This is a genomic window from Bradyrhizobium sp. S3.7.6 (assembly GCF_054061875.1).
In genome coordinates this window covers 2,534,085-2,553,594 of the sequence record NZ_JBSSEQ010000001.1, presented here as the reverse complement: position 1 = coordinate 2,553,594, position 19,510 = coordinate 2,534,085, and the positions used below count along the sequence as shown (strand labels likewise).

The following is a 19,510-nucleotide window of genomic DNA, read 5'->3' as shown; positions in this document are numbered from 1 at the left end:
ACGATATAGGCTGCCGACGCGGCGGATTGAAGGCTAGTTCTTCTTCAACAGCGCTTGACCTGCGCGAATGCGGGTGCCCTCGCCGATGCCGTCGCAGAAGTTGAAATCACCCGGCGCCAGGATGATGATGGTGGAGCCGTGCTCGAACCAGCCGAGTTCCTCGCCCTTGGTCACGTTGACGTCGCAGGGGAAATTGACCGGGCCGCGAGTCTGCGCGTTCAGCACCATGTCGAGGAAGTGCAGGCGGATGCTCGCGACCAGGATCGCGGCGACCGGCACCAGCGTCACGGCTTCGCCGGTCGACAAATGCGTGCGGATCACCGCGCGCTCGTTCTTGCAGAACAGACGCTCGACCCGCTTCAGCGCGATCGGGTTGACGTTCCAGACGTCGCCATGGATCAGCGTGACGCGCTCGATATGTGCATCATAGGGCGCATGGAAGCGGTGATACATGCTCGAGGTCAACCGCAGCGTGACGAAGCTTCCGTTGCGGTGCTGATCCACGAGCGCGGAGTCACCGAGCAGGTCGAGCAGCGAATAGGGCGCGCCCTTGACCTGGAACAGCTCGGTGTCGGCGATCCGGCCATGGGCGCCGACGATGCCGTCCGAGGGGCTGGCGACAATGGAGGGGTCGGGATCAAAGGGCCGCAGCCCCGGCTTGAGTTCCCGGGTGAAACAATCGTGCAGACTCCTAAAGTGGGTCTTGCGCGCCTCCGATAGATCGAGGTCGGAAAACAGCTTCCACAGCGCGATCGAGAAGTCCCTGACGAGCGGGTTCTCGATCTTGGAGAATCGGCCCATGAAGCGGGTCAGGGCCGCGCGGGGGATGCGGTTGGTCAACAGGAAGTTGAGGTCTTCCTGCTGGGTGAAAGAGGCAATGAGGGCTTTGACTGTCATGAATCTGTCAGCTCGCAGTATTAGCGCTTGTTGTCATGGAAACGACACTCCCGATTCTCTCATTTTCCGTGGCCGCCGCAGCGTCCGCTGCCGCCGCCTTCCCGAAGATCAAAGCGCGGATCGAACTGTCCCGCGCCAAGCACCGGTCGCTCGCCGGACACTCCAAGATGTCGCGCCGGGTGGCCAAGCTGCTCCCGTTCTACGAGTTCGAGGGCGACAAGTACTTCGGCTGCGACGGCGCGCCTGATAACGTGGTGCAGCAGCGCAAGGACGCCTTCTTCCGCCTCGCCAGCCTTTACGCCGAGCGCTACCCCAAGGGCCGCGCGATGACGAAGGAAGCGGCGGAAAAGATCTCCGACCTGCACTTCACCGAAACCTACCGCGTGCCGTTCCAGTTCTCGCGCCTCGTCCGCGAGCATCTGGGCACCTCGACCTTCATGGAATCGTCCAGCGGCGTCACCGTCACGGATGTCGACGGCAACACCTCCTACGACCTCACCGGATCCTACGGCGTCAACATCTTCGGCAACGACTTCTACAAGGAGTGCATCGAGGGCTCGGAGAAGCGCGCGCATGCACTCGGACCCGTGCTCGGCCCCTACCACCCCGTCATCCTCGAGAACGTGCAGCGGCTCTGCCAGATCTCGGGCCTCGACGAGGTCTCGTTCCACATGTCCGGCACCGAGGCCGTGATGCAGGCGGTGCGGCTGGCGCGCTACCACACCAAGCGCACCCATCTCGTCCGTTTCGCCGGCGCTTATCACGGCTGGTGGGGCGACGTGCAGCCCGGCGTCGGCAACCCCATTCCCGCGCACGAGACCTACACCCTCGCCGAGATGTCCGAGAAGACGCTGCACGTGCTGCGCACGCGCAAGGACATCGCCTGCGTCCTGGTCAATCCGTTGCAGGGCCTGCATCCGAACGGCAACGCGCCCGGCGATTCCTCGCTGGTCGATTCCTCCCGCGGCGGCAACTTTGACCGCGCGGCGTATACCGAGTGGCTCAAGAAGCTGCGCGAAGTCTGCACCGAGCGCGGCATCGCGCTGATCTTCGACGAGGTCTTCGTCGGCTTCCGTCTCGCCGCCGGCGGCGCCCAGGAGTACTTTGGCGTCAAGGCCGACATGGTGACCTACGGCAAGAGCCTTGCCGGCGGCCTGCCGGTCGGCGTCGTCTGCGGCAAGAAGGAATTGATGCGCCGCTTCCGCGACGATCGTCCCGCCGATATCTGCTTCGCCCGCGGCACCTTCAACTCGCACCCCTACGTCATGACGGCGATGGACGAGTTCTTGAGCCGCCTCGCCAGCCCGAACTTCCGTGCCATCTATGATGGGCTGGACGCTACCTGGAACGGCCGCGCGCAAAAGCTCAACCAGATGATGACCGACGCCGACCTGCCGGTGCGGTTCGCCAACTTCTCGTCGATCTGGACGGTGAAATACACCACCCCGTCCCGCTACAACTGGATGCTGCAATACTATCTGCGCGCCGAAGGCCTGTCGCTGAGCTGGGTCGGCACTGGCCGACTGATCTTCAGCCTGAACTACACCGACGCCGATTTCACCGAGGTCGCCGAGCGGTTCGTTCGCGCCGCCGAGAAGATGAAAGCCGACGGCTTCTGGTGGCACGACGGCGTGCTCACCAACAAGAATATCAAGCGGCAGATTTTGAAAGAGATGCTGGCCAAGCGTTTCGGGCGCTGAGGCTTTCTCACTCTTAACCCCGATCACCGCCCGCCCTTCTCCCTCGCCCCGCCCTTGTCCGCCGAAGCCTTGGCGAAGGCGGATGCGGGGCCGCGACGAGCTACGCTCGCGCTGAGAGGGTCGGGGTGAGGGGGAGTCTCCGCGCATGCGGTGAGAGTTGATCAACGATCCACTAGCAGCCCCCCCGCGGAGAGCCCCCCTCACCCGGCTTTGCGCTACGCGCAAATCCGACCTCTCCCCGCAAGCGGGGCGAGGTGAAGAGAGCGCTGGGCTCCGCTGAGTCACTTTAAAGGTATCCCCAAGACGTGGATGCCCGGCACGAGGCCGGGCATGACGTAACCATCAGACATCGGAGTGTTGTGTGAGAACAGCGCGCTCAGGCGTGCTGCTCTTCGAGCGTGGGCTCGGAGATCAAACCCAGCGTGTGCTCGGGGTTGAGGTGCAGGCCGGGATCCATCAGCTCGCCGCGCATCAGGGCGAGCGGCGCGCTACGATAGAGCATCAGGTCGTGGAAGGGATCGGTCAGGATCTTGGTCATCCAGACTAGGCCGGTCTCGACATCGCGGATGAAGAACAGGTGCACGGTGCGGAACAACAGACCGCCGCCGCCGATCACCAGCCAGATCTTGGCGACCTGCCGCATGAAATCGGTCGCGCTCGCCCAGGGCGTGAACAGGCCGAACAGCGTCGGATCGACAACCAGCACCAGCGGCGACAGCGCCCAGATCGCCATCAGCACCACTTTGCGCTGAAGGTTGTAGCCGACCTTGATGTCTTCCTTGTACTCGTGCGTCGCCTGGTTGATGTGGTCGTAATCGTGCGGCTCGAAGAAGAAGTGACCGGCCTGGCGCGAGGTCATCGACACCAGCCAGCCGACCAGCGCCGAGATCATGGGATCGACGAACAGCCAGACATAGGCGAAGAGAAAGCTCAGCGCGCTGACGAAGTGCAGGCTCTGATTGATGCGGCTGTGGTGATAGTAGCGATGGTCGTCCCAGCGCTGGATCCGCAGCTGCTCGAGATAATTCTTGATCATGCTCTCCCCCAAAATGCTTTCGGGTTCAGGATTTACAGGGATTCGATGTAGGCCGTGTGACATCATCATTTTGTCATGTGACGATGTGCAGCGGCGCGATGACGCACGTGTTACTCTCTCCCCTCATCCTGAGGAGCGCGGAACGCGCGTCTCGAAGGATGAAGGCCGAGCTGCATCAGCACGGGCCTTCATGGTTCGAGACGGCGCTTACGCGCCTCCTCACCATAAGGAGTGACGGTCAGGCTGCCTTGGCGACGTCGACCTTGCGGAAGCGCACCAGCGAGAAATGGCCGAGCGGCGGAATCAGGCGGCGCTCGGCGAGCTCGATGCCCTTGGCACCGGAGAGCCACTTCGCATAACGCGACCAGGCGAACTCGGCGGTGCGGAAGCCGAGCGGACGCACCACCGGCTGGAGCTTCTGCTCGATGAAGCGGCGCATGCCGGTATCGGCGCTGACGCGGGTGAGGATGATCAGCTCGCCGCCCGGGCGCAGCACGCGGGCGAATTCGTCGAGCGCCACTTCCGGGTTCGGCACGGCGGTGACGACATATTGCGCCATCACGACGTCGAAGGAATTGTCGGGGAATTCGAGCTTCTCGGCGTCCATCACCGCGAGGCCCTCGACATTCTTCAGATTGCCCTCGGTGACGCGCTGGCGCGCCTTGTCGAGCATCGCTTCCGAAATGTCGGTGCCGAAGATGCGCAGATGCGGCGCGTAGAGCGGCAGCGAGATGCCGGTGCCGACGCCGACCTCGAGCACACGGCCCCCGATCTTGTTGGTGGCCGCGATCGCGGCCTGCCGGCCCTTGGCGAACACGCCGCCGAACACGAGATCGTAGACGGGCGCCCAGCGGTCATAGGCCTGCTCAACCGTGCCACGGGTGAGGTCGAGCTGCTGGGTGCCGTCAAGGTTCATGATCTTAGCCATCGATGAGGTTCTCGCTGTGGGTCAAACGTTGCAGATCAGCCGCGCACCGGCCGCCGCGCCATGACCGGCGAGGCGCGCAGGATGCGGCTGGGCTGAAGTGAGGTGAGGTTTCCGACGAACTGCCGCGCGCTGTTTTCCCAGGAACGCTCCAGCGCGAAGTTACGGCAGGTCTCGCGCGACATGGTGAGCGCGCGGAGGCACGCGGTACGCAGATCATGGTCGATCGCGCCGATCGGATGATCGGCGATGACGTCCTTGGGGCCCGTCACCGGAAACGCCGCCACCGGCGTGCCGCAGGCGAGCGCCTCGAGTTGCACCACACCGAACGTGTCGGTCAGGCTCGGGAAGACGAAGACATCGGCGGCGGCGAGATGCGCGGTCAGATCCGCGCCCTTCTTCTCGCCGAGGAAGACGGCATCCGGATATTTCTTTTCGAGCGCCGCCTTCTGCGGGCCGTCGCCGACGACGACCTTGGTGCCGGGCATGTCGAGCGAGAGGAACGCTTCGAGGTTCTTCTCCACCGCGACGCGGCCCATGGTCATGAAGATCGGGCCCGGCAAATCGAGCTTGGCCGGGCTGTCTGGATGAAACAGCTCGGTGTTGACGCCGCGCGTCCAGAAGCCGAGCCGCTTGAAGCCGCGCTCGGAGAGCTCCTGCCGCAGCGAAGGCGTCGCCACCATGGTCATCGCGGCGGCATCGTGGAAGTGGCGCAGCACGGCATAGCCGACGGCATCAGGGATACCGGTCCGCACCGAGATGTATTCGGGAAAGCGCGTCGTGTAGGAGGTGGTGAAGGCAAGGCGGTTGCGGCGGCAATAAGCGCGCGCGGCCCAGCCGATCGGCCCCTCGGTCGCGATGTGCAGCGCTTCCGGCGCGGCCTTCTCGATCCGCCGCGCGATCTCCTTGCCGCTCGGCAGCGCGATGCGCAGGCCCGGATAGGTCGGTAGCGGCCAGGACCGAAAGCCGTCCGGGGTGAGGAAGTCGATCTCGACGTCGAGCGCCTTGGCCGCATTCGCCAGCGAGGTCAGCGTCCGGACCACACCGTTAACCTGCGGATGCCAGGCGTCAGTCGCGATTAATACCCGCATGGGGAAATCCCGAGAGTTTGATGATTCTCGGCTTAGGACCATCAACCACGGATATTTCAGGCGTGTGACGTCACAGAAGTGTCGGCCCGCTGTTTTGTTGGTTAACGGGTCCGCGCCGCCACGAAACCGTCATGAAACAAATCCTTTCCGCCATGAAACCGTTTTCGGTTTTCCGCGCAAAGCTCCCGAAACGTTTTGTCGTTAGTGATTTGGGCAACGGAGCACCGAAACGGTGCCGCGGTGGTCAAGAAACACCGATCAAACAGGGGCGATCAATGATCAATCTGGACACGTTCAAGACGTATTCGTGCGCCGTTGCGCTCAGCGCCGTCGCGATCTCCGCAATCGCATTTGCCGGTCCGGTGAAGGCTGCGCCCGTGCAGCTCTTCCCCTTCTTCCAGCCGCTGCCGCCGATGGCCGCGCCGCAGCCTTACCAGCCCTATCAGGCGACGCCTTACCAGGCCGCGCCGTCCGAGGATCAGGATGCGGTCGAGATGCCGGCGCGCTTCCGCCGCCAGACCGTCTCCTATGCGACGCGTGAGGCGCCGGGCACCATCATCATCGATACGCCCAACACCTATCTCTATTACGTGCTCGGCAACGGCCAGGCCGTTCGCTACGGCATCGGCGTCGGCCGCGACGGCTTCACCTGGTCCGGCGTACAGTCGGTGACCAAGAAGGCCGAGTGGCCGGATTGGACCCCGCCGCCGGAAATGATCGCCCGCCAGCCCTATTTGCCGCGCCACATGGCCGGCGGCCCCGGCAACCCGCTCGGCGCGCGCGCCATGTATCTCGGCGGCACCATCTACCGCATCCACGGCACTAACGCCCCCGACACGATCGGCAAGCACGTCTCGTCCGGCTGCATCCGCCTGACCAACGACGACGTCACCGACCTCTACTCCCGCGTCAACGTCGGCACCAAGGTGATCGTGCTGCCGATGACGGAACGCCGCGCGGATCTCGGCGCCGCAACGCGCTAACGCGACAGGACATTGTGACGCAAACGGCCCCGGAACCCACCGGGGCCGTTTTCGTTTGCATCATGCTCTCCGGGCGGCCTCGCCTGGAGAAGCACTGTTCGGAGGCGCGGATGCGATCACGCCTGCAAAGGTCGCCAGGTCCATGGCTGCGCTCGATCGTTGGTGCCGGCGCATTGACGCTGCTCCTGTCAGCGCCCCCTTCGCTCGCCCAGCAGCCGGCGAACGACGAGGCGGCCCAGCAGGCTTTCAACAATTCCTGTCGCACCTGCCACTCGGTGAAGGATGGCGACAATCGCCTCGGTCCCAATCTCAGCAAGATCGTGGGACGCAAGGCCGGCTCGCTGCCGGACTACAACTACTCTCCGTCGATGAAGGACGCCGGCTTCGTCTGGGACCGGGACAAGCTGACCCGCTTCATGGTCAAGCCGGATGAGGTCGTGTCCGGCAACAAGATGCAGCCCTATGGCGGCGTCTCCGCGGAGGACGCGGCTAGGGTGGTTGCGTATCTGCAGGCGACATCGGGTTCACAGTAGCGGGCCACGGTGCACCGCTGCATTTTGGTTTGCGATGCGATTGCGGCGCATCCTTCGAGACGCCCGCCTCCGGCGGGCTCCTCAGGATGAGGGCGGAGTGCGTGGCCGCAAATCTGTCCACAGTGCTTGCACCACGTCATGGATGCCAGTTAGCCTCATCCTGAGGAGACCGCGAAGCGGTCGTCTCGAAGGATGGGGCGGGCACGATGACAGAAGGCGCGTACCTCTACATTCTCAGATGCGTCGACGGCAGCTATTACATCGGCACGACGCGCACCGAGCTTGAGCTCAGAATCGCGCAGCACAACGCTGGCACGTTCGGCGGCTATACGAAGTCACGCAGGCCCGTGACCCTGGTCTTCTCGCAATGGTTCGACCGGATTACCGACGCGATCGAATGCGAGCGCAAGCTCAAGAAATGGAGCCGCGCCAAGAAGGAAGCCTTCATGCGCGGAGATTTTGCCGAGCTGCATGAATTGGCAAAGCGCGGATCTCATCATCCTTCGAGACGCCCACCCGCGGCGGGCTCCTCAGGATGAGGGCGGAGTGCGCGGCTCGAGGTTTTCCTCGAAGGACCTGCACTAACCTACGAAGCGCTAGTTAGCCTCATCCTGAGGAGCGCGCTCTTGCGCGCGTCTCGAAGGACGAGGCGTTCACACCGGCGGAAGCCGCTTACCGCTTACCGCGCCCGCCGCCGCTCCGCGATCAGCCTCAGCCATGCCGCTGAATGAAACGCGCTCATCAGCAGATACATCGGCACCATCCCACTCAGCACGGAGCCGTACCCGGCGGCACACAGCATGTCCGCCGGGCCGCCGAGCACGGCCGTCAGCACGGCCATGATCGCGAAGGTCGGCGTCGCCGCCAGAGCCAGCCATCTGGCGAGGTGGCGTGCGGCCACCACGCCATCGCGGCTCGCGCCGGTGGCCACGTTGGCGGGACTAGTCACGGCCTTCCGCGGCCTCGTCGCGAAAGGCCTTCTCGCCGGCCGTCGAGATCTCGACCCATTTCTTGTCGGGCGCAGCGCCTTCCGCGTAGCTGTCGTGCCAGTTCCACCATTTGTAGGTCGGCGTCTGCGGATAGCCCTTTGGCGAGTCCTCCCAGACCTCCTGGCGGCCGAGCGGCGTGATGTCGAGATAGTTCCAGGTGCCGCCCATCTGCTCGTCGCCGCGGCTCTTGATGAAGTAGGTGCGGAAGATGCGGTCGCCGTCGCGGTAGAACACGTTGGTGCCGTGCCATTCGTCGACGCCGAGATCGGCGTCGAAACTGTCGGTGACGGTGACCCAGGGCATGGTCCAGCCCATCCGCTGCTTCAGCCTGATGATGTCGGCCTGGGGCGCGCGCGAGGCGAACACGAGCGTGGTGTCGCGGGCGTTCAGATGCGAGACATGGGCGACCTGGTCGGCCACCATGGAGCAGCCCCGGCAGGCTTGATCGGGCCAGCCGAGCACGCCCGGCTCGAAGAAGGCCCGGTAGACGATCAGCTGCCGCCGGCCCTGGAACAGATCCACCAGACTGATCTTGCCGCCGGGCCCCTCGAACGCATAGGTTTTGGTGACTTCCATCCACGGCATGCGCCGGCGCTCGGCGGCGAGGGCGTCGCGGGTACGGGTATGCGCCTTTTCCTTCACGAGCAGTTGCTGACGGGCGGCCTCCCAGTCCTGCGGCGACACCACCGGCGGTGTTTGCATGGCGGCCTGTCCGTTAGTTCCTGCGTTGTCTGCTGATGTCATCATGGCTCTCCATTCCTCTTGCCCGGGCGGTCATTCCGCGTCGCGCTACGACGGACGCGGAACCGCTCGACCCTCACCGCACATTGTCGGTCGTCAACGATTTCTGGCACCAAGCGGTTGCGCGGAGGGAGTAACAAGTGTGGCGGGATTTGAATGGACTCGCTGATCACGGCCGCCGCGCGCGCGCTTGAGGCCGGCGATCCGCTCGGCGCGCTGAACCGCGTTGCGCTGCGCAACGATGCACCGTCGCTGGCGCTACGCGGCATCGCGATGGCGCAGCTCGGCGATCTCGCGAAGGCGAAGACGCTGCTGCGGAGCGCTGCGCGCGCGTTCGGTCCGAGAGAGGCGGTGGCGCGCGCAAGATGCGTGGTGGCCGAAGCCGAGATCGCGCTCGTCTCGCGCGACCTGAGCTGGCCGGTGAAAACGCTCGCAGCGGCCCGCGCGACGCTCGAACAGCACGGCGATCTCGCCAATGCAGCTCATGCAGGCCACATCGAGGCGCGCCGCCTCCTCCTCGTCGGGCAGCTCGACGAAGCCGAGCGCACGCTGGCCGAGCTCAGCCCCTCCCCGCTCCCGCCTGCCTCTCAGGTCGTCCGCGAGCTCGTGGTCGCCGGCATCGCCATCAGACGACTGAGAGCGAAAGATGCGCGCGCGGCGCTCAACCGCGCGGCTCACGCAGCGCGGCAGGCGAAGATCCCGGCGCTCGTGGCCGAGGTCGACAACGCGAACCTGATCCTCGACACGCCGGCGGCGCGCCTGATCGCGCGCGGCAGCGAGCATCCGTTGTTGCTCGGGGAGGTCGAGAGACTGGCGACCTCGACGGCGCTCGTCGTGGACACCTTTCATCATGCCCTGCGCAGGCAAGGCCGCGTCGTATCGCTCGGAACGCGCCCGGTGCTGTTCGCGCTCGCCCGCCTCCTGGCGCAGGCATGGCCCGCCGATGTCTCGCGAGAGGCGCTGATATCAGGCGCGTTCCGGGCGAAGCACGCCGACGAATCGCATCGCGCGCGGTTGCGCGTGGAGATCGGGCGGCTCCGCACCCAGCTCAAGCCGCTGGCCGACATCAGCGCGACGAAGCAGGGTTTTGTGCTGGCGCCGCGCAAGACGCGCGACGTCCTCGTGCTGGCACGTCCCGTCGAGGAGAAGCACGCCGCGGTGCTCGCCGTCCTCTCCGACGGCGAGCCCTGGTCAAGCTCGGCGCTCGCGCTGGCGCTGGGGACGAGCGCCCGCACCGTGCAGCGGGCCCTCGAAGAGCTGGCGCGGTCGAACAAGGTGCAATCGTTCGGACACGGCCGGGCACGGCGCTGGATGACCCCGCCCGTCCCGGGTTTCCCGACAGGCTTGTTACTCCCCGGACCGCTCCTGAAGGCGTAAGTTGGATCACATCAGAGGGATCAAGCACATGAAGCGTTCCGCCGCCGAGATCGTCAGGGAGTACGGACCTTTTGCGGGTGTCGAGGCCGTGCATGGCGTCACCTACGACGGCACCCATGTCTGGTTCGCATCCGGCGACAAGCTGAATGCGGTCGATCCGGCCAACGGCAAGATCGCACGCTGCATCGATGTCGCCGCGCATGCGGGGACGGCGTTCGACGGCCGGCACCTGTTCCAGATCGCCGAGGATCGCATCCAGAAGATCGACGCCGCCACCGGCAAGGTGATCAGCACGATTCCGGCCCCGGGCGGCGGCGGCGATTCCGGATTGGCCTGGGCGGAGGGCTCGCTGTGGGTCGGTCAGTATCGCGAGCGCAAGATCCATCAGGTCGATCCGGAGACGGGAAAGATCCTCCGCACCATCGAAAGCAAGCGCTTCGTGACCGGCGTCACCTGGGTCGACGGCGAGCTCTGGCATGGCACCTGGGAGGGCGAGGAAAGCGATTTGCGGCGGATCGATCCCGAGACCGGCAAGGTGCTGGAGCAGCTCGACCTGCCCGCCGGGACGATGGTGTCAGGATTGGAGTCCGACGGCGGCGACCGCTTCTTCTGCGGCGGTGGCGATCGCGGCAATGTGAGGGCGGTTCGCCGCCCGCGGCGCAGCTAAGGTGCGCGATGACGGATGCGCGGCACCGATGCTGCCGCAACCGTTAATCTGTTCGCCCCAATTCCACCCCACCGGTGCGCTCTAGCGCCCCCCTCGCCTGCCCTGTAGACTTCCGACCCTGGGTGGCTTGGGGGATTGATGCGACTGACGCTGAACTTGAAGACTGTCCTGATCGCCGTGGCGGTGCTCGCGGCGTCGTTTTTCGTCAGCCTGAAGGCGATGGACTGGCTGTCGCCGCGCGCGGCGACGACTGCGCCGCCGGTCGCGCAATTGCCGCCGCTGCCGCCGGTCGCGAAGAGTTCGATCGTGGTGGCGCCGGTGGCGATCGCGATATCGGCGATCCGCGAACAGGCCGAGAAAGCCGCGCCGCGCAATTTCGCCGGCAAGGCCGATAATCCAATCTCGCAGATCCTGGAGAATGCCGACATCGGCTGGTCCGCCGTGCGCGGGCCGATGGCGGCTGCCGGCGACAAGGACGTGCTGACGATCTCGACGCCGCTCAATGGCAAGCTGAACGTGACGGGCTCGCTGTCGTCGAAAGCCACCGGCGCGCTCGGCGACGCGCTCGGCAGCGTGCTCGGCGGCGACGCAGCGAAACGGATCGGCGCGGTCAACATCAAGAATTTGAACGCCAGCGCCGAGATCAAGGGCAACGTGGTCGTCACCTCGCGCCCGAAGCTCGCGGCCAATTGGCATCTCGAGCCAAATCTCGGCGCCCAGGTCAATCTCGGCGACACCAACCTCAACGTCTCCGGCGCCAAGGTCAACGTGCCGGCGCAGGTGAAGCCGCTGATCGACAAGAATGTCGGCGAGCAGATCAACATCGTCTCCGAGCGCATCCGCAACGATCCCTCGCTGCGCGAGAATGCGAAGCTGCAATGGGCCAAGGCCTGCCGCTCGATCCCGCTGCAGGGCTCGGGCTCCTCGGCCTCGCTGCCGCCGCTCTGGCTCGAGATGAAACCGACCCGTGCCATCGCGGCGCAGCCGCGCGTCGACGCGCAGAACGTGACGCTGCTGCTCGGCCTTGAGCTCGAGACGCGCGTGACCTCGACGTCGACCAAGCCGGACTGTCCCTTCCCTGACAAGATCTCGATCGTGCCGCCGACCGGCACCGGCGTGAACATCGGCGTGCCGATCGACGTGCCCTTCACCGAGATCAACAAGCTGATCGCGGCGCAGATGGTCGGCCACACCTATCCCGAGGACGGCTCCGGCCCGGTCGACGTCACCGTGAAAGGCGTCAACGTGGTGCCGTCAGGCGATCGTCTCCTGATCTCGCTGCTGGTGCGTGCCAAGGAGAAGAAGAGCTGGCTCGGTCTCGGCGCCGAAGCGACCGTGCACATCTGGGGCCGGCCGATGCTCGACCAGGCGCAGCAGACGCTGCGGCTCGCCGACATCCAGCTCGCGGTGGAATCCGAGGCCGCCTTCGGCCTGCTCGGCGCGGCCGCACGCGCGGTGGTGCCGCAGATGCAGCAGGCCTTGGTGCAGAAGGCGACGCTCGATCTGAAGCCGATCGCCGCCAATGCGCGCGAGAAGATCGCGGCCGCGATCGCCGACTACCAGAAGAGCGAGGATGGCCTCAAGGTCGACGCCAAGATCGACAGCCTGACCCTCGCCGACATCGCCTTCGATTCCAAGACGCTGCGCATCGTCGCCGAAGCCGGCGGCTCGCTGAACGTCTACGTGACGAAGCTGTCGGGGATGTAGCGCGTCTTCACTCGCCGGACCCGCGCGCGTCGCTTGCGCCGCTGGCATTCTCGTCGGAGGATGCTAAGCTGTTTCTCGCAACCTCGAACGAGGTGCTGACAGCACTGCAGGGGACAACGCGAGGACAACATGGAAGCCGGCATGGTCACGCCTGCGCCGGCGCTGGTGCGCTTTTCCGGCATTCAGAAGACCTACGATGGCGAGCACCTCGTGGTGAAGAACCTCGATCTCGAAATCAGGAAGGGCGAGTTCGTCACCCTGCTCGGTCCGTCGGGCTCGGGCAAGACGACCACGCTGATGATGCTGGCCGGCTTCGAGGTTCCAACCCATGGCGAAATCTACCTCGCCGAACGGCCGATCAAGAACGTGCCGCCGCATAAGCGCGACATCGGCATGGTGTTCCAGAACTATGCCTTGTTCCCGCACCTGACGATCGCGGAGAATATCGCCTTCCCGCTATCCGTTCGCAACACGGCCAAGGCCGAGGCGCAGGAACGCGTCAACGCGGCGTTGCGCATGATCAAGATGGAAACCCTGGCGCACCGGCGGCCCGGGCAGCTGTCCGGCGGTCAGCAGCAGCGCGTGGCGCTGGCCCGCGCGCTGGTTTTCAATCCGCAGCTCGTGCTGATGGACGAGCCCCTGGGCGCCCTCGACAAGCGCCTGCGGGAGCAGATGCAACTGGAAATCAAGCAGCTGCACGAGACGATGGGCATCACCGTCGTCTACGTCACCCACGATCAGAGCGAAGCGCTCACCATGTCGGATCGCATCGCCGTGTTCAACGACGGCATCGTGCAGCAGATCGACCGGCCCGACGCGCTGTACGAGCATCCGGTGAACAGCTTCGTCGCTCACTTCATCGGTGAGAACAACGTGCTGTCCGGCACCGTCGAGACGATCGAGAAGGACTATTGCCGCGTCACGCTGGCTGGTGGCGGCGCCGTGACCGCACGGGCGGTCAATGTATCCGGCGCGGGCGCGTCGACCTCCCTGTCGGTGCGGCCGGAGCGGATCGCCATCATCCCGGACGGCACCTCCAGCGAGGGACCGAACCGGCTGCCGGCGAAGGTGCAGAACACCATCTATCTCGGCGACCACGCACTGGCCGTGCTCGATGTCGCCGGCAACGGGGAGTTCATGGTCAAGCTTCAGCCGGGGACGCATGACGGATTGAGACATGGCAGTCTAAGATCTGGTGAAAGCGTATTCATCACCTTCCGTCCCGAGGACTGCCTGGCCCTCGATCCCGTCTGATCCGGACCGGCATCGATCAACCTCAACGCAACGCAGATGAAGAAGGAACAAGGACCATGCTGAAGCGCAAGACTGGCAAGATTGCTCTGGGGTTCGCCGTGGCGTTCAGCGCCAGCGCCGCGCTGGCCACGGTCGCGCAGGCGCGTGACCTCACCGTCGTGTCGTGGGGCGGCGCCTATCAGGATGCCCAGAAGAGGGTCTATTTCGAGCCGTTCAAGAAAGCAGCCGGCGTCGCGATGAACGACGAGTCCTGGGACGGCGGCGTCGGCGTGCTGCGCGCCAAGGTGCAGGGTGGTGCCGCCACCTGGGACCTCGTCCAGGTCGAGAGCGACGAACTCGCGGTCGGCTGCGAGGAAGGCCTGTTCGAGAAGATGGATTATTCCAAAATCGGCGGCGAGGCCGCCTATATACCGCCGTCGGTCAATCCCTGCGGCGTCGGCGCCATCCTCTACGATTTCGTTCTCGGCTACGACAAGGACAAGCTGAAGGACGCCCCCAACGGCTGGGCCGACTTCTTCGACACCAAAAAGATTCCGGGCAAGCGCGCCTTGCGTCAGGGCCCGAAGACCACGCTGGAGATCGCCCTCATGGCCGACGGCGTCGCACCGAAGGACGTCTACAAGGTGCTGGCGACCGACGAGGGCGTCGAGCGCGCGTTCAAGAAGCTGGACACCATCAAGGGCGACATCGTCTGGTGGAAGGCCGGCGCCCAGCCGCCGCAATTGCTCGCCTCCGGCGAGGTGGCGATGACCTCGGTCTACAATGGCCGCATCGACACCGCGAACAAGAACGACAAGAAGAATTTTGGCATCGTATGGGACGGAGCGCTCTTCACCCTCGACAGCTGGGTCATCCTGAAGGGCAGCCCGAACAAGGACGCGGCCTACAAGTTCCTGGACTTCGCGGGCAAGGCGGAGAACCAGTCAAAGCTGTCGCAGAACATCGCCTATGGCACCTCGAACAAGGACGCAGCCGCCCTCCTCGCGCCCGCCGTTCTCAAGGACCTGCCGACAGCGCCTGACAACATCAAGAACGCGGTCGAGATCAACGTTGGCTTCTGGCTCGAGAACATCGACCGCCTGACCGAGCGCTTCAACAAATGGGCCGCGAAATAGCGCGCCCCACCAGGCTCGACCAATGACGGCCTCGCTCCTGACCGGCGCCAATGCGTCGACCGAGGTGCCGCTCAAGCGCCGATTGCGGCGTGCGGAGCGGACACGTCAGGTCAAGGCATTGGCGCTGGTGCTGCCGCTTCTCGTCTTCCTGCTCTTCACCTTCGCAGGCCCGATCGCCGGCATGCTGTGGCGCGCGGTCGATGACCGCGAGGTGCGTCAGGTTCTGCCGCAAACCATCGCTGCTCTCGCCAGCTGGGAAGGCAAGGACCTACCGGATGAAAAGGCCTTTGCAGCGCTGGCAAGCGACATCCTGGCGGCGCGCGCTTCCGGCATCATCGCCATCGCGGCCAAGCGGCTCAATTACGCCCTGAACGGTTTTCGTACGATCCTGACCAGCACGGCACGTAATCTGAAGGCGCAGCCGGAGCCCGGCACCGCCAGGGAGACACTGGGCAAGATCAACCCGGCCTGGCGCGAACGGGCCACCTGGACGACGATCAAGGATGCCGGTGGCCCGGTGACCGGATTCTATCTGCTGGCGGCGCTCGACCTGACGCGGAACGTCGATGGTGCGATCGTCGCGGCCGCATCAGACCAGGCGATCTACCGCAACGTCTTCGCCCGCACCTTCCTCATCAGCTTCAGCGTCACGGTACTCTGCCTGATCCTCGGCTTCCCGGTCGCTTACCTACTGGCAACGCTGCCGCCGGGCCGGTCGAACCTGCTGATGATCTTCGTCCTGCTGCCGTTCTGGACGTCGCTTCTGGTCCGCACCTGCGCCTGGATCGTCTTGTTGCAGAGCAAGGGCGTCGTGAACGACAGCCTGCACTGGCTTGGCATCATCGACGAGCCGTTGCGGCTGATCTACAACCGCTTCGGTGTCTGCGTGGCCATGACCCACGTTCTCCTGCCGTTCATGATCCTGCCGCTGTATAGCAGCATGAAAGCGATCTCGCCTGCGTACATGCGTGCCGCCGCCTCGCTCGGCGCGCCACCGACCACTGCCTTCCTGCGGATCTACCTGCCTCAGACCCTGCCCGGCATCGGCGCGGGAAGCCTGCTCGTCTTCATCCTGGCGCTCGGCTACTACATCACACCGGCCCTCGTCGGCGGCGCCGCCGATCAGATGATCAGCTACTTCATCGCGCTCTACACGACCGAGACGGCCAATTGGGGCCTTGCTTCGGCGTTGGGAGCGGTGCTGCTGCTGGCCACTCTTTTGCTCGCTCTCGTCTACGGCAAGCTGGTGCAGGGGCAGCAGGTCACGGGAGGAATGAAGAATTGAGCGATCATTCTTCCCTCCGCACGCCCAGCCAGCGTATCGCGTGGACCGCGACCATCGTCATCTCCACGCTGGTGTTCATCTTCCTGATCGCGCCGATCCTTGCGATCATGCCGCTGTCCTTCAGCTCGGGCTCGTACCTCACCTATCCGCTGCCGGGCCTCTCCTTGCGCTGGTACGACGACTTCATCAATTCGCCGCGCTGGATGAATTCGCTGAAGAACAGCATGATCATCGGCGTCGCCTCGACCCTGCTGTCGATGGTGCTTGGCACGCTGGCTGCGCTGGGGCTGGCGCAGTGGAAGAGCCGGTTCAAACCGCTCGTGCTGGCTTTCGTGCTGTCGCCGGTCGTCGTGCCCGGCGTCATCACCGCGGTCGGCCTGTATTTCTTCTTCGCGCCGATCGGACTGACCGGCAGTTATCTCGGCTTGATCCTGGCCCACACCGCGCTGGCGACGCCCTTTGTGGTGATCACGGTCGGCGCGACGCTGCAAAGCTTCGACACCAATCTGGCACGCGCCGCCGCCTCACTCGGCGCCTCGCCGCTTTATGCGTTCCGCCGCGTGATCCTGCCGCTGATCCTGCCCGGCTTGGCGTCGGGTGCGCTGTTCGCCTTCGCGACCAGCTTCGATGAGGTGGTGATCGTGCTGTTCATGGCAGGCCCGGAGCAGCGCACGCTGCCGCGCGAGATGTTCAGCGGCATTCGCGAGAACATCAGTCCGACCATTACGGCGGCGGCGGTGATCTTGACGACAGTATCGGTCATCCTCCTCGCGACTTTGGAAGGCCTGCGCCGGCGCAACGAACGGCTCAAGGGCAGCAGCGCCTGAAAGGCGTCTTTCTTCCTTCTCCCCTTGTGGGAGAAGGTGGCGCGAAGCGCCGGATGAGGGGTTACCTCCGCAAGTACGAATGCAAGATGGGTACGTGCGGAGAGAGACCCCTCGCCCGTCTCGCCGCTACGCGGCGAGCCACTCTCTCCCACAAGGGGAGAGGGTAAGAACACCGCAGCCCCCTACTTATTTCTCACGCCACCTCACACATCCCCGGCTTTGCCCCCGCGACCGATTGTCGCTAGAACAGTCCCCGCAACAAAACCCAAACAACAACACAGGGAGAAACATATGCAAAAACTCATCGCCGCCGTCGCGGCCGGTCTTGCTCTCGCCGCCACATCAGGCACGGCCCACGCGCAGATCTCAGACGACGTCGTCAAGATCGGCGTGCTCACGGACATGTCGAGCCTCTATGCGGACGCGACCGGCAAGGGCTCGCTCGCCGCCGTCGAGATGGCGGTTGCCGATTACGGCGCCAAGGTCGCGGGCAAGCCGGTACAGGTGGTCGCCGCCGATCACCAGAACAAGCCCGACGTCGGCGTCAACATCGCCCGCAACTGGTACGACAACGACAAGGTCGACGCGATCTTCGACGTGCCGACATCCTCGGTGGCACTGCCGATCTCGGCGCTGACGCGCGAGAAGAACAAGATCAACATCAACTCCGGCGGCGGGTCATCGGATATCACCGGCGTCGCCTGCTCGCCCAACACCGTGCACTGGACCTACGACACCTATGCGCTGTCGAATGTCGCCGGCAAGGCGATGGTGAAGCGCGGCGAGGACACCTGGTTCTTCGTCACCGCCGACTACGCCTTCGGCATGGCGCTGCAGCGCGACGCCGCCAACGTGGTCAAGGAGAGCGGCGGCAAGGTGCTCGGCGAGGTCCGCCATCCGCTCAATTCCTCGGACTTCTCGTCCTTCCTGCTGCAGGCCCAGGCCTCCAAGGCCAAGGTGGTCGCGCTGGCGAATGCCGGCGGCGATACCACCAACGCGCTGAAGCAGGCGGCCGAATTCGGTCTCGTTCAGGGTGGCCAGAAGATGATCGCGCTGCTCCAGGAGATCACCGACACCCATTCGCTCGGCATCAAGGCGACGCAAGGCCTGATCGTCACCGACGCGTTCTACTGGGACATGAACGAGGAGACGCGCGCCTTCTCGAAGCGGTTCAACGAGAAGGTCGGTCATATGCCGACCATGATCCAGGCCGGTCTCTACTCGGCGACCATGCACTATCTGAAGGCGATCGAGGCCATCAAGACCGACGAGGCGCCGAAGGTGATGGAGCAGATGCGCAAAACCCCGGTCAACGACTTCTTCGCCAGGAACGGCAAGATCCGCATCGACGGCCGCATGGTGCACGACATGTATCTGTTCGAGGTGAAGAAGCCGGAGGAGTCCAAGGGTGAGTGGGACCTCTACAAGCTGATCGCCACCGTCCCCGGCGACGAAGCCTTCCGTCCCCTCGACAAGGGCGGCTGCCCGCTGGTGACGCACTGAACGTCTTCTCCCTCTCCCCGCTTGCGGGGAGAGGATTGGGGTGAGGGGGAGTCTCCGCGGGGACGGCGCCAGTTGGGCTCGTCGAGACTCCCCCTCACCCGGATTGCATCTTCGATGCAATCCGACCTCTCCCCGCAAGCGGGGCGAGGTGAAAGACGAAAGACACGACAGCGCACCCGGTGAAAACCGGGCGCGCCTCGTTTCGGCCGTCACGTGAGCAGCATTACTCCGAGTACTTGAACTCGGGCATGTTCTTCAGCTCGTCCTTGCTGGCATTGAACACGGCGTGGTCCGGATACCATTTCGACGTGGACGAGGCGGTCGTAGCCGTCGTGGTCGTCGTGGTCTTCTCGGTGCCGGTCGCAGCGCCAGTGGTCGTGGTCGCCGCAGGCTTCGCGCCGGTGCCGGTGTAGGCGACGGCCTCGTTGACGAACTTCAGCTTCTCGTAGGGGACGGCGACCAGATGCTCGCCCATGCCGAGGAAGCCGCCGACGCCGATCACGGCAATCTTGATGTTGCCGCTCTTGTCCATCAGCAGGTCGTTGATCGAGCCAATGTTCTCGTTGGCGTCGTTGTAGATCTTCAGGCCCGACATCTTCGAGGCACGCCACTCGCCCGACGCGGTCGTCGTCGTCGTTGTGGTGGTGGTGGCCGCGGGCGCCGCCTTGTCGGTGGTGGCCGTCGGGTTTTGCGCGAACGCAACGGTCGCAAGCAGTGCGGTGCCGGCAAGGCCGGCGGCGATCGATTTCATCAACATTGTTGTCCTCTCCTTCAGCAGAAAGCTTATGCGGAGAGAACAGCGGCGATCATCCGCAGTTCCTTTTCTGCGGCAATTTCGTCACGCGATGATGGCGCTGCGCTGCGACGAAAGTTCCTGCGT

Annotated in this window: 19 protein-coding genes; 12 read left to right on the top strand and 7 right to left on the bottom strand. The window is 64.7% G+C overall.

Going from position 1 to position 19,510, the window contains the following annotated elements; translation table 11 throughout:
• Positions 1 to 33 precede the first annotated feature (33 nt).
• On the bottom strand, positions 34 to 897 hold the full coding sequence (gene asd / locus ACVJ5M_RS12150) for an archaetidylserine decarboxylase (RefSeq protein ID WP_063981514.1): 864 nt from the start codon (positions 895 to 897) through the stop codon (positions 34 to 36).
• A 35-nt stretch (positions 898 to 932) separates the two neighbouring features.
• Here asd and ACVJ5M_RS12145 point away from each other — a divergent pair, with 35 nt between their 5' ends.
• On the top strand, positions 933 to 2,597 hold the full coding sequence (locus tag ACVJ5M_RS12145; RefSeq protein WP_063981513.1) for an aminotransferase class III-fold pyridoxal phosphate-dependent enzyme: 1,665 nt from the start codon (positions 933 to 935) through the stop codon (positions 2,595 to 2,597).
• Positions 2,598 to 2,973: 376 nt separating this feature from the next.
• Here ACVJ5M_RS12145 and ACVJ5M_RS12140 read toward each other — a convergent pair whose 3' ends face one another.
• From ACVJ5M_RS12140 to ACVJ5M_RS12130, 3 genes are all read right to left on the bottom strand, one after another.
• Entirely contained in the window at positions 2,974 to 3,633 is a 660-nt protein-coding gene (locus tag ACVJ5M_RS12140) for a hypothetical protein (protein WP_014492925.1), read from the bottom strand.
• A gap of 238 nt (positions 3,634 to 3,871) precedes the next feature.
• A complete protein-coding gene (locus tag ACVJ5M_RS12135; protein ID WP_063981512.1) occupies positions 3,872 to 4,561 on the bottom strand; it encodes a class I SAM-dependent methyltransferase in 690 nt (229 codons plus the stop codon).
• Positions 4,562 to 4,596: 35 nt separating this feature from the next.
• Positions 4,597 to 5,649 (bottom strand): glycosyltransferase family 4 protein, encoded by a 1,053-nt coding sequence (locus tag ACVJ5M_RS12130; protein WP_063981511.1) that lies wholly within the window; start codon positions 5,647 to 5,649, stop codon positions 4,597 to 4,599.
• Between the two features lie 275 nt (positions 5,650 to 5,924).
• Between ACVJ5M_RS12130 and ACVJ5M_RS12125 the strand changes: the two genes are divergently transcribed.
• The 3 genes from ACVJ5M_RS12125 (at position 5,925) to ACVJ5M_RS12115 (ending at position 7,704) form a co-directional block, all read left to right on the top strand.
• Positions 5,925 to 6,632: a L,D-transpeptidase gene (locus ACVJ5M_RS12125; RefSeq protein WP_063981510.1), complete on the top strand. Its 708-nt coding sequence runs from the start codon at positions 5,925 to 5,927 to the stop codon at positions 6,630 to 6,632.
• A 110-nt stretch (positions 6,633 to 6,742) separates the two neighbouring features.
• On the top strand, positions 6,743 to 7,165 hold the full coding sequence (locus ACVJ5M_RS12120) for a c-type cytochrome (protein ID WP_063986139.1): 423 nt from the start codon (positions 6,743 to 6,745) through the stop codon (positions 7,163 to 7,165).
• Positions 7,166 to 7,371: 206 nt separating this feature from the next.
• Positions 7,372 to 7,704 (top strand): GIY-YIG nuclease family protein, encoded by a 333-nt coding sequence (locus tag ACVJ5M_RS12115; protein WP_063981509.1) that lies wholly within the window; start codon positions 7,372 to 7,374, stop codon positions 7,702 to 7,704.
• Positions 7,705 to 7,844: 140 nt separating this feature from the next.
• On the opposite strand, the gene ACVJ5M_RS12110 is transcribed toward ACVJ5M_RS12115, so the two are convergent.
• Together ACVJ5M_RS12110 and ACVJ5M_RS12105 are read right to left on the bottom strand one after the other, a co-directional pair.
• Complete coding sequence (locus ACVJ5M_RS12110) at positions 7,845 to 8,114, bottom strand: hypothetical protein (protein WP_063981508.1); 270 nt, start codon at positions 8,112 to 8,114, stop codon at positions 7,845 to 7,847.
• On the bottom strand, positions 8,107 to 8,901 hold the full coding sequence (locus tag ACVJ5M_RS12105) for a DUF899 domain-containing protein (protein WP_354097205.1): 795 nt from the start codon (positions 8,899 to 8,901) through the stop codon (positions 8,107 to 8,109). Before ACVJ5M_RS12105 ends, ACVJ5M_RS12110 begins: the two co-directional genes overlap by 8 nt.
• A 150-nt stretch (positions 8,902 to 9,051) precedes the next feature.
• On the opposite strand from ACVJ5M_RS12105, the gene ACVJ5M_RS12100 reads away from it, so the two are divergent.
• The 8 genes from ACVJ5M_RS12100 (at position 9,052) to ACVJ5M_RS12065 (ending at position 18,630) form a co-directional block, all read left to right on the top strand.
• Positions 9,052 to 10,272 (top strand): hypothetical protein, encoded by a 1,221-nt coding sequence (locus ACVJ5M_RS12100; RefSeq protein WP_063981506.1) that lies wholly within the window; start codon positions 9,052 to 9,054, stop codon positions 10,270 to 10,272.
• A 28-nt stretch (positions 10,273 to 10,300) separates the two neighbouring features.
• Entirely contained in the window at positions 10,301 to 10,939 is a 639-nt protein-coding gene (locus ACVJ5M_RS12095; RefSeq protein ID WP_063981505.1) for a Vgb family protein, read from the top strand.
• A 138-nt stretch (positions 10,940 to 11,077) separates the two neighbouring features.
• Positions 11,078 to 12,646 carry a DUF4403 family protein gene (locus ACVJ5M_RS12090; protein ID WP_063981504.1) on the top strand — a complete coding sequence of 523 codons (1,569 nt, stop codon included), beginning with the start codon at positions 11,078 to 11,080 and terminating at the stop codon, positions 12,644 to 12,646.
• Between the two features lie 129 nt (positions 12,647 to 12,775).
• The gene (locus tag ACVJ5M_RS12085; RefSeq protein ID WP_063981503.1) at positions 12,776 to 13,900 is read left to right on the top strand and encodes an ABC transporter ATP-binding protein; all 1,125 of its coding nucleotides are present in this window, start codon (positions 12,776 to 12,778) and stop codon (positions 13,898 to 13,900) included.
• A gap of 56 nt (positions 13,901 to 13,956) precedes the next feature.
• A complete protein-coding gene (locus ACVJ5M_RS12080; protein ID WP_063981502.1) occupies positions 13,957 to 15,015 on the top strand; it encodes an ABC transporter substrate-binding protein in 1,059 nt (352 codons plus the stop codon).
• 22 nt (positions 15,016 to 15,037) lie between these two features.
• Positions 15,038 to 16,300 carry an ABC transporter permease gene (locus ACVJ5M_RS12075; protein ID WP_354095473.1) on the top strand — a complete coding sequence of 421 codons (1,263 nt, stop codon included), beginning with the start codon at positions 15,038 to 15,040 and terminating at the stop codon, positions 16,298 to 16,300.
• On the top strand, positions 16,297 to 17,127 hold the full coding sequence (locus ACVJ5M_RS12070; protein WP_063981501.1) for an ABC transporter permease: 831 nt from the start codon (positions 16,297 to 16,299) through the stop codon (positions 17,125 to 17,127). The genes ACVJ5M_RS12075 and ACVJ5M_RS12070 overlap by 4 nt, the downstream gene beginning before the upstream one ends.
• Before the next feature lie 291 nt (positions 17,128 to 17,418).
• Positions 17,419 to 18,630 (top strand): ABC transporter substrate-binding protein, encoded by a 1,212-nt coding sequence (locus tag ACVJ5M_RS12065; RefSeq protein WP_028156330.1) that lies wholly within the window; start codon positions 17,419 to 17,421, stop codon positions 18,628 to 18,630.
• Positions 18,631 to 18,853: 223 nt separating this feature from the next.
• Here the strand turns inward: ACVJ5M_RS12065 and ACVJ5M_RS12060 are convergent, their stop codons facing one another.
• On the bottom strand, positions 18,854 to 19,387 hold the full coding sequence (locus ACVJ5M_RS12060; RefSeq protein WP_063981500.1) for a PRC-barrel domain-containing protein: 534 nt from the start codon (positions 19,385 to 19,387) through the stop codon (positions 18,854 to 18,856).
• Between the last annotated feature and the right edge of the window lie 123 nt (positions 19,388 to 19,510).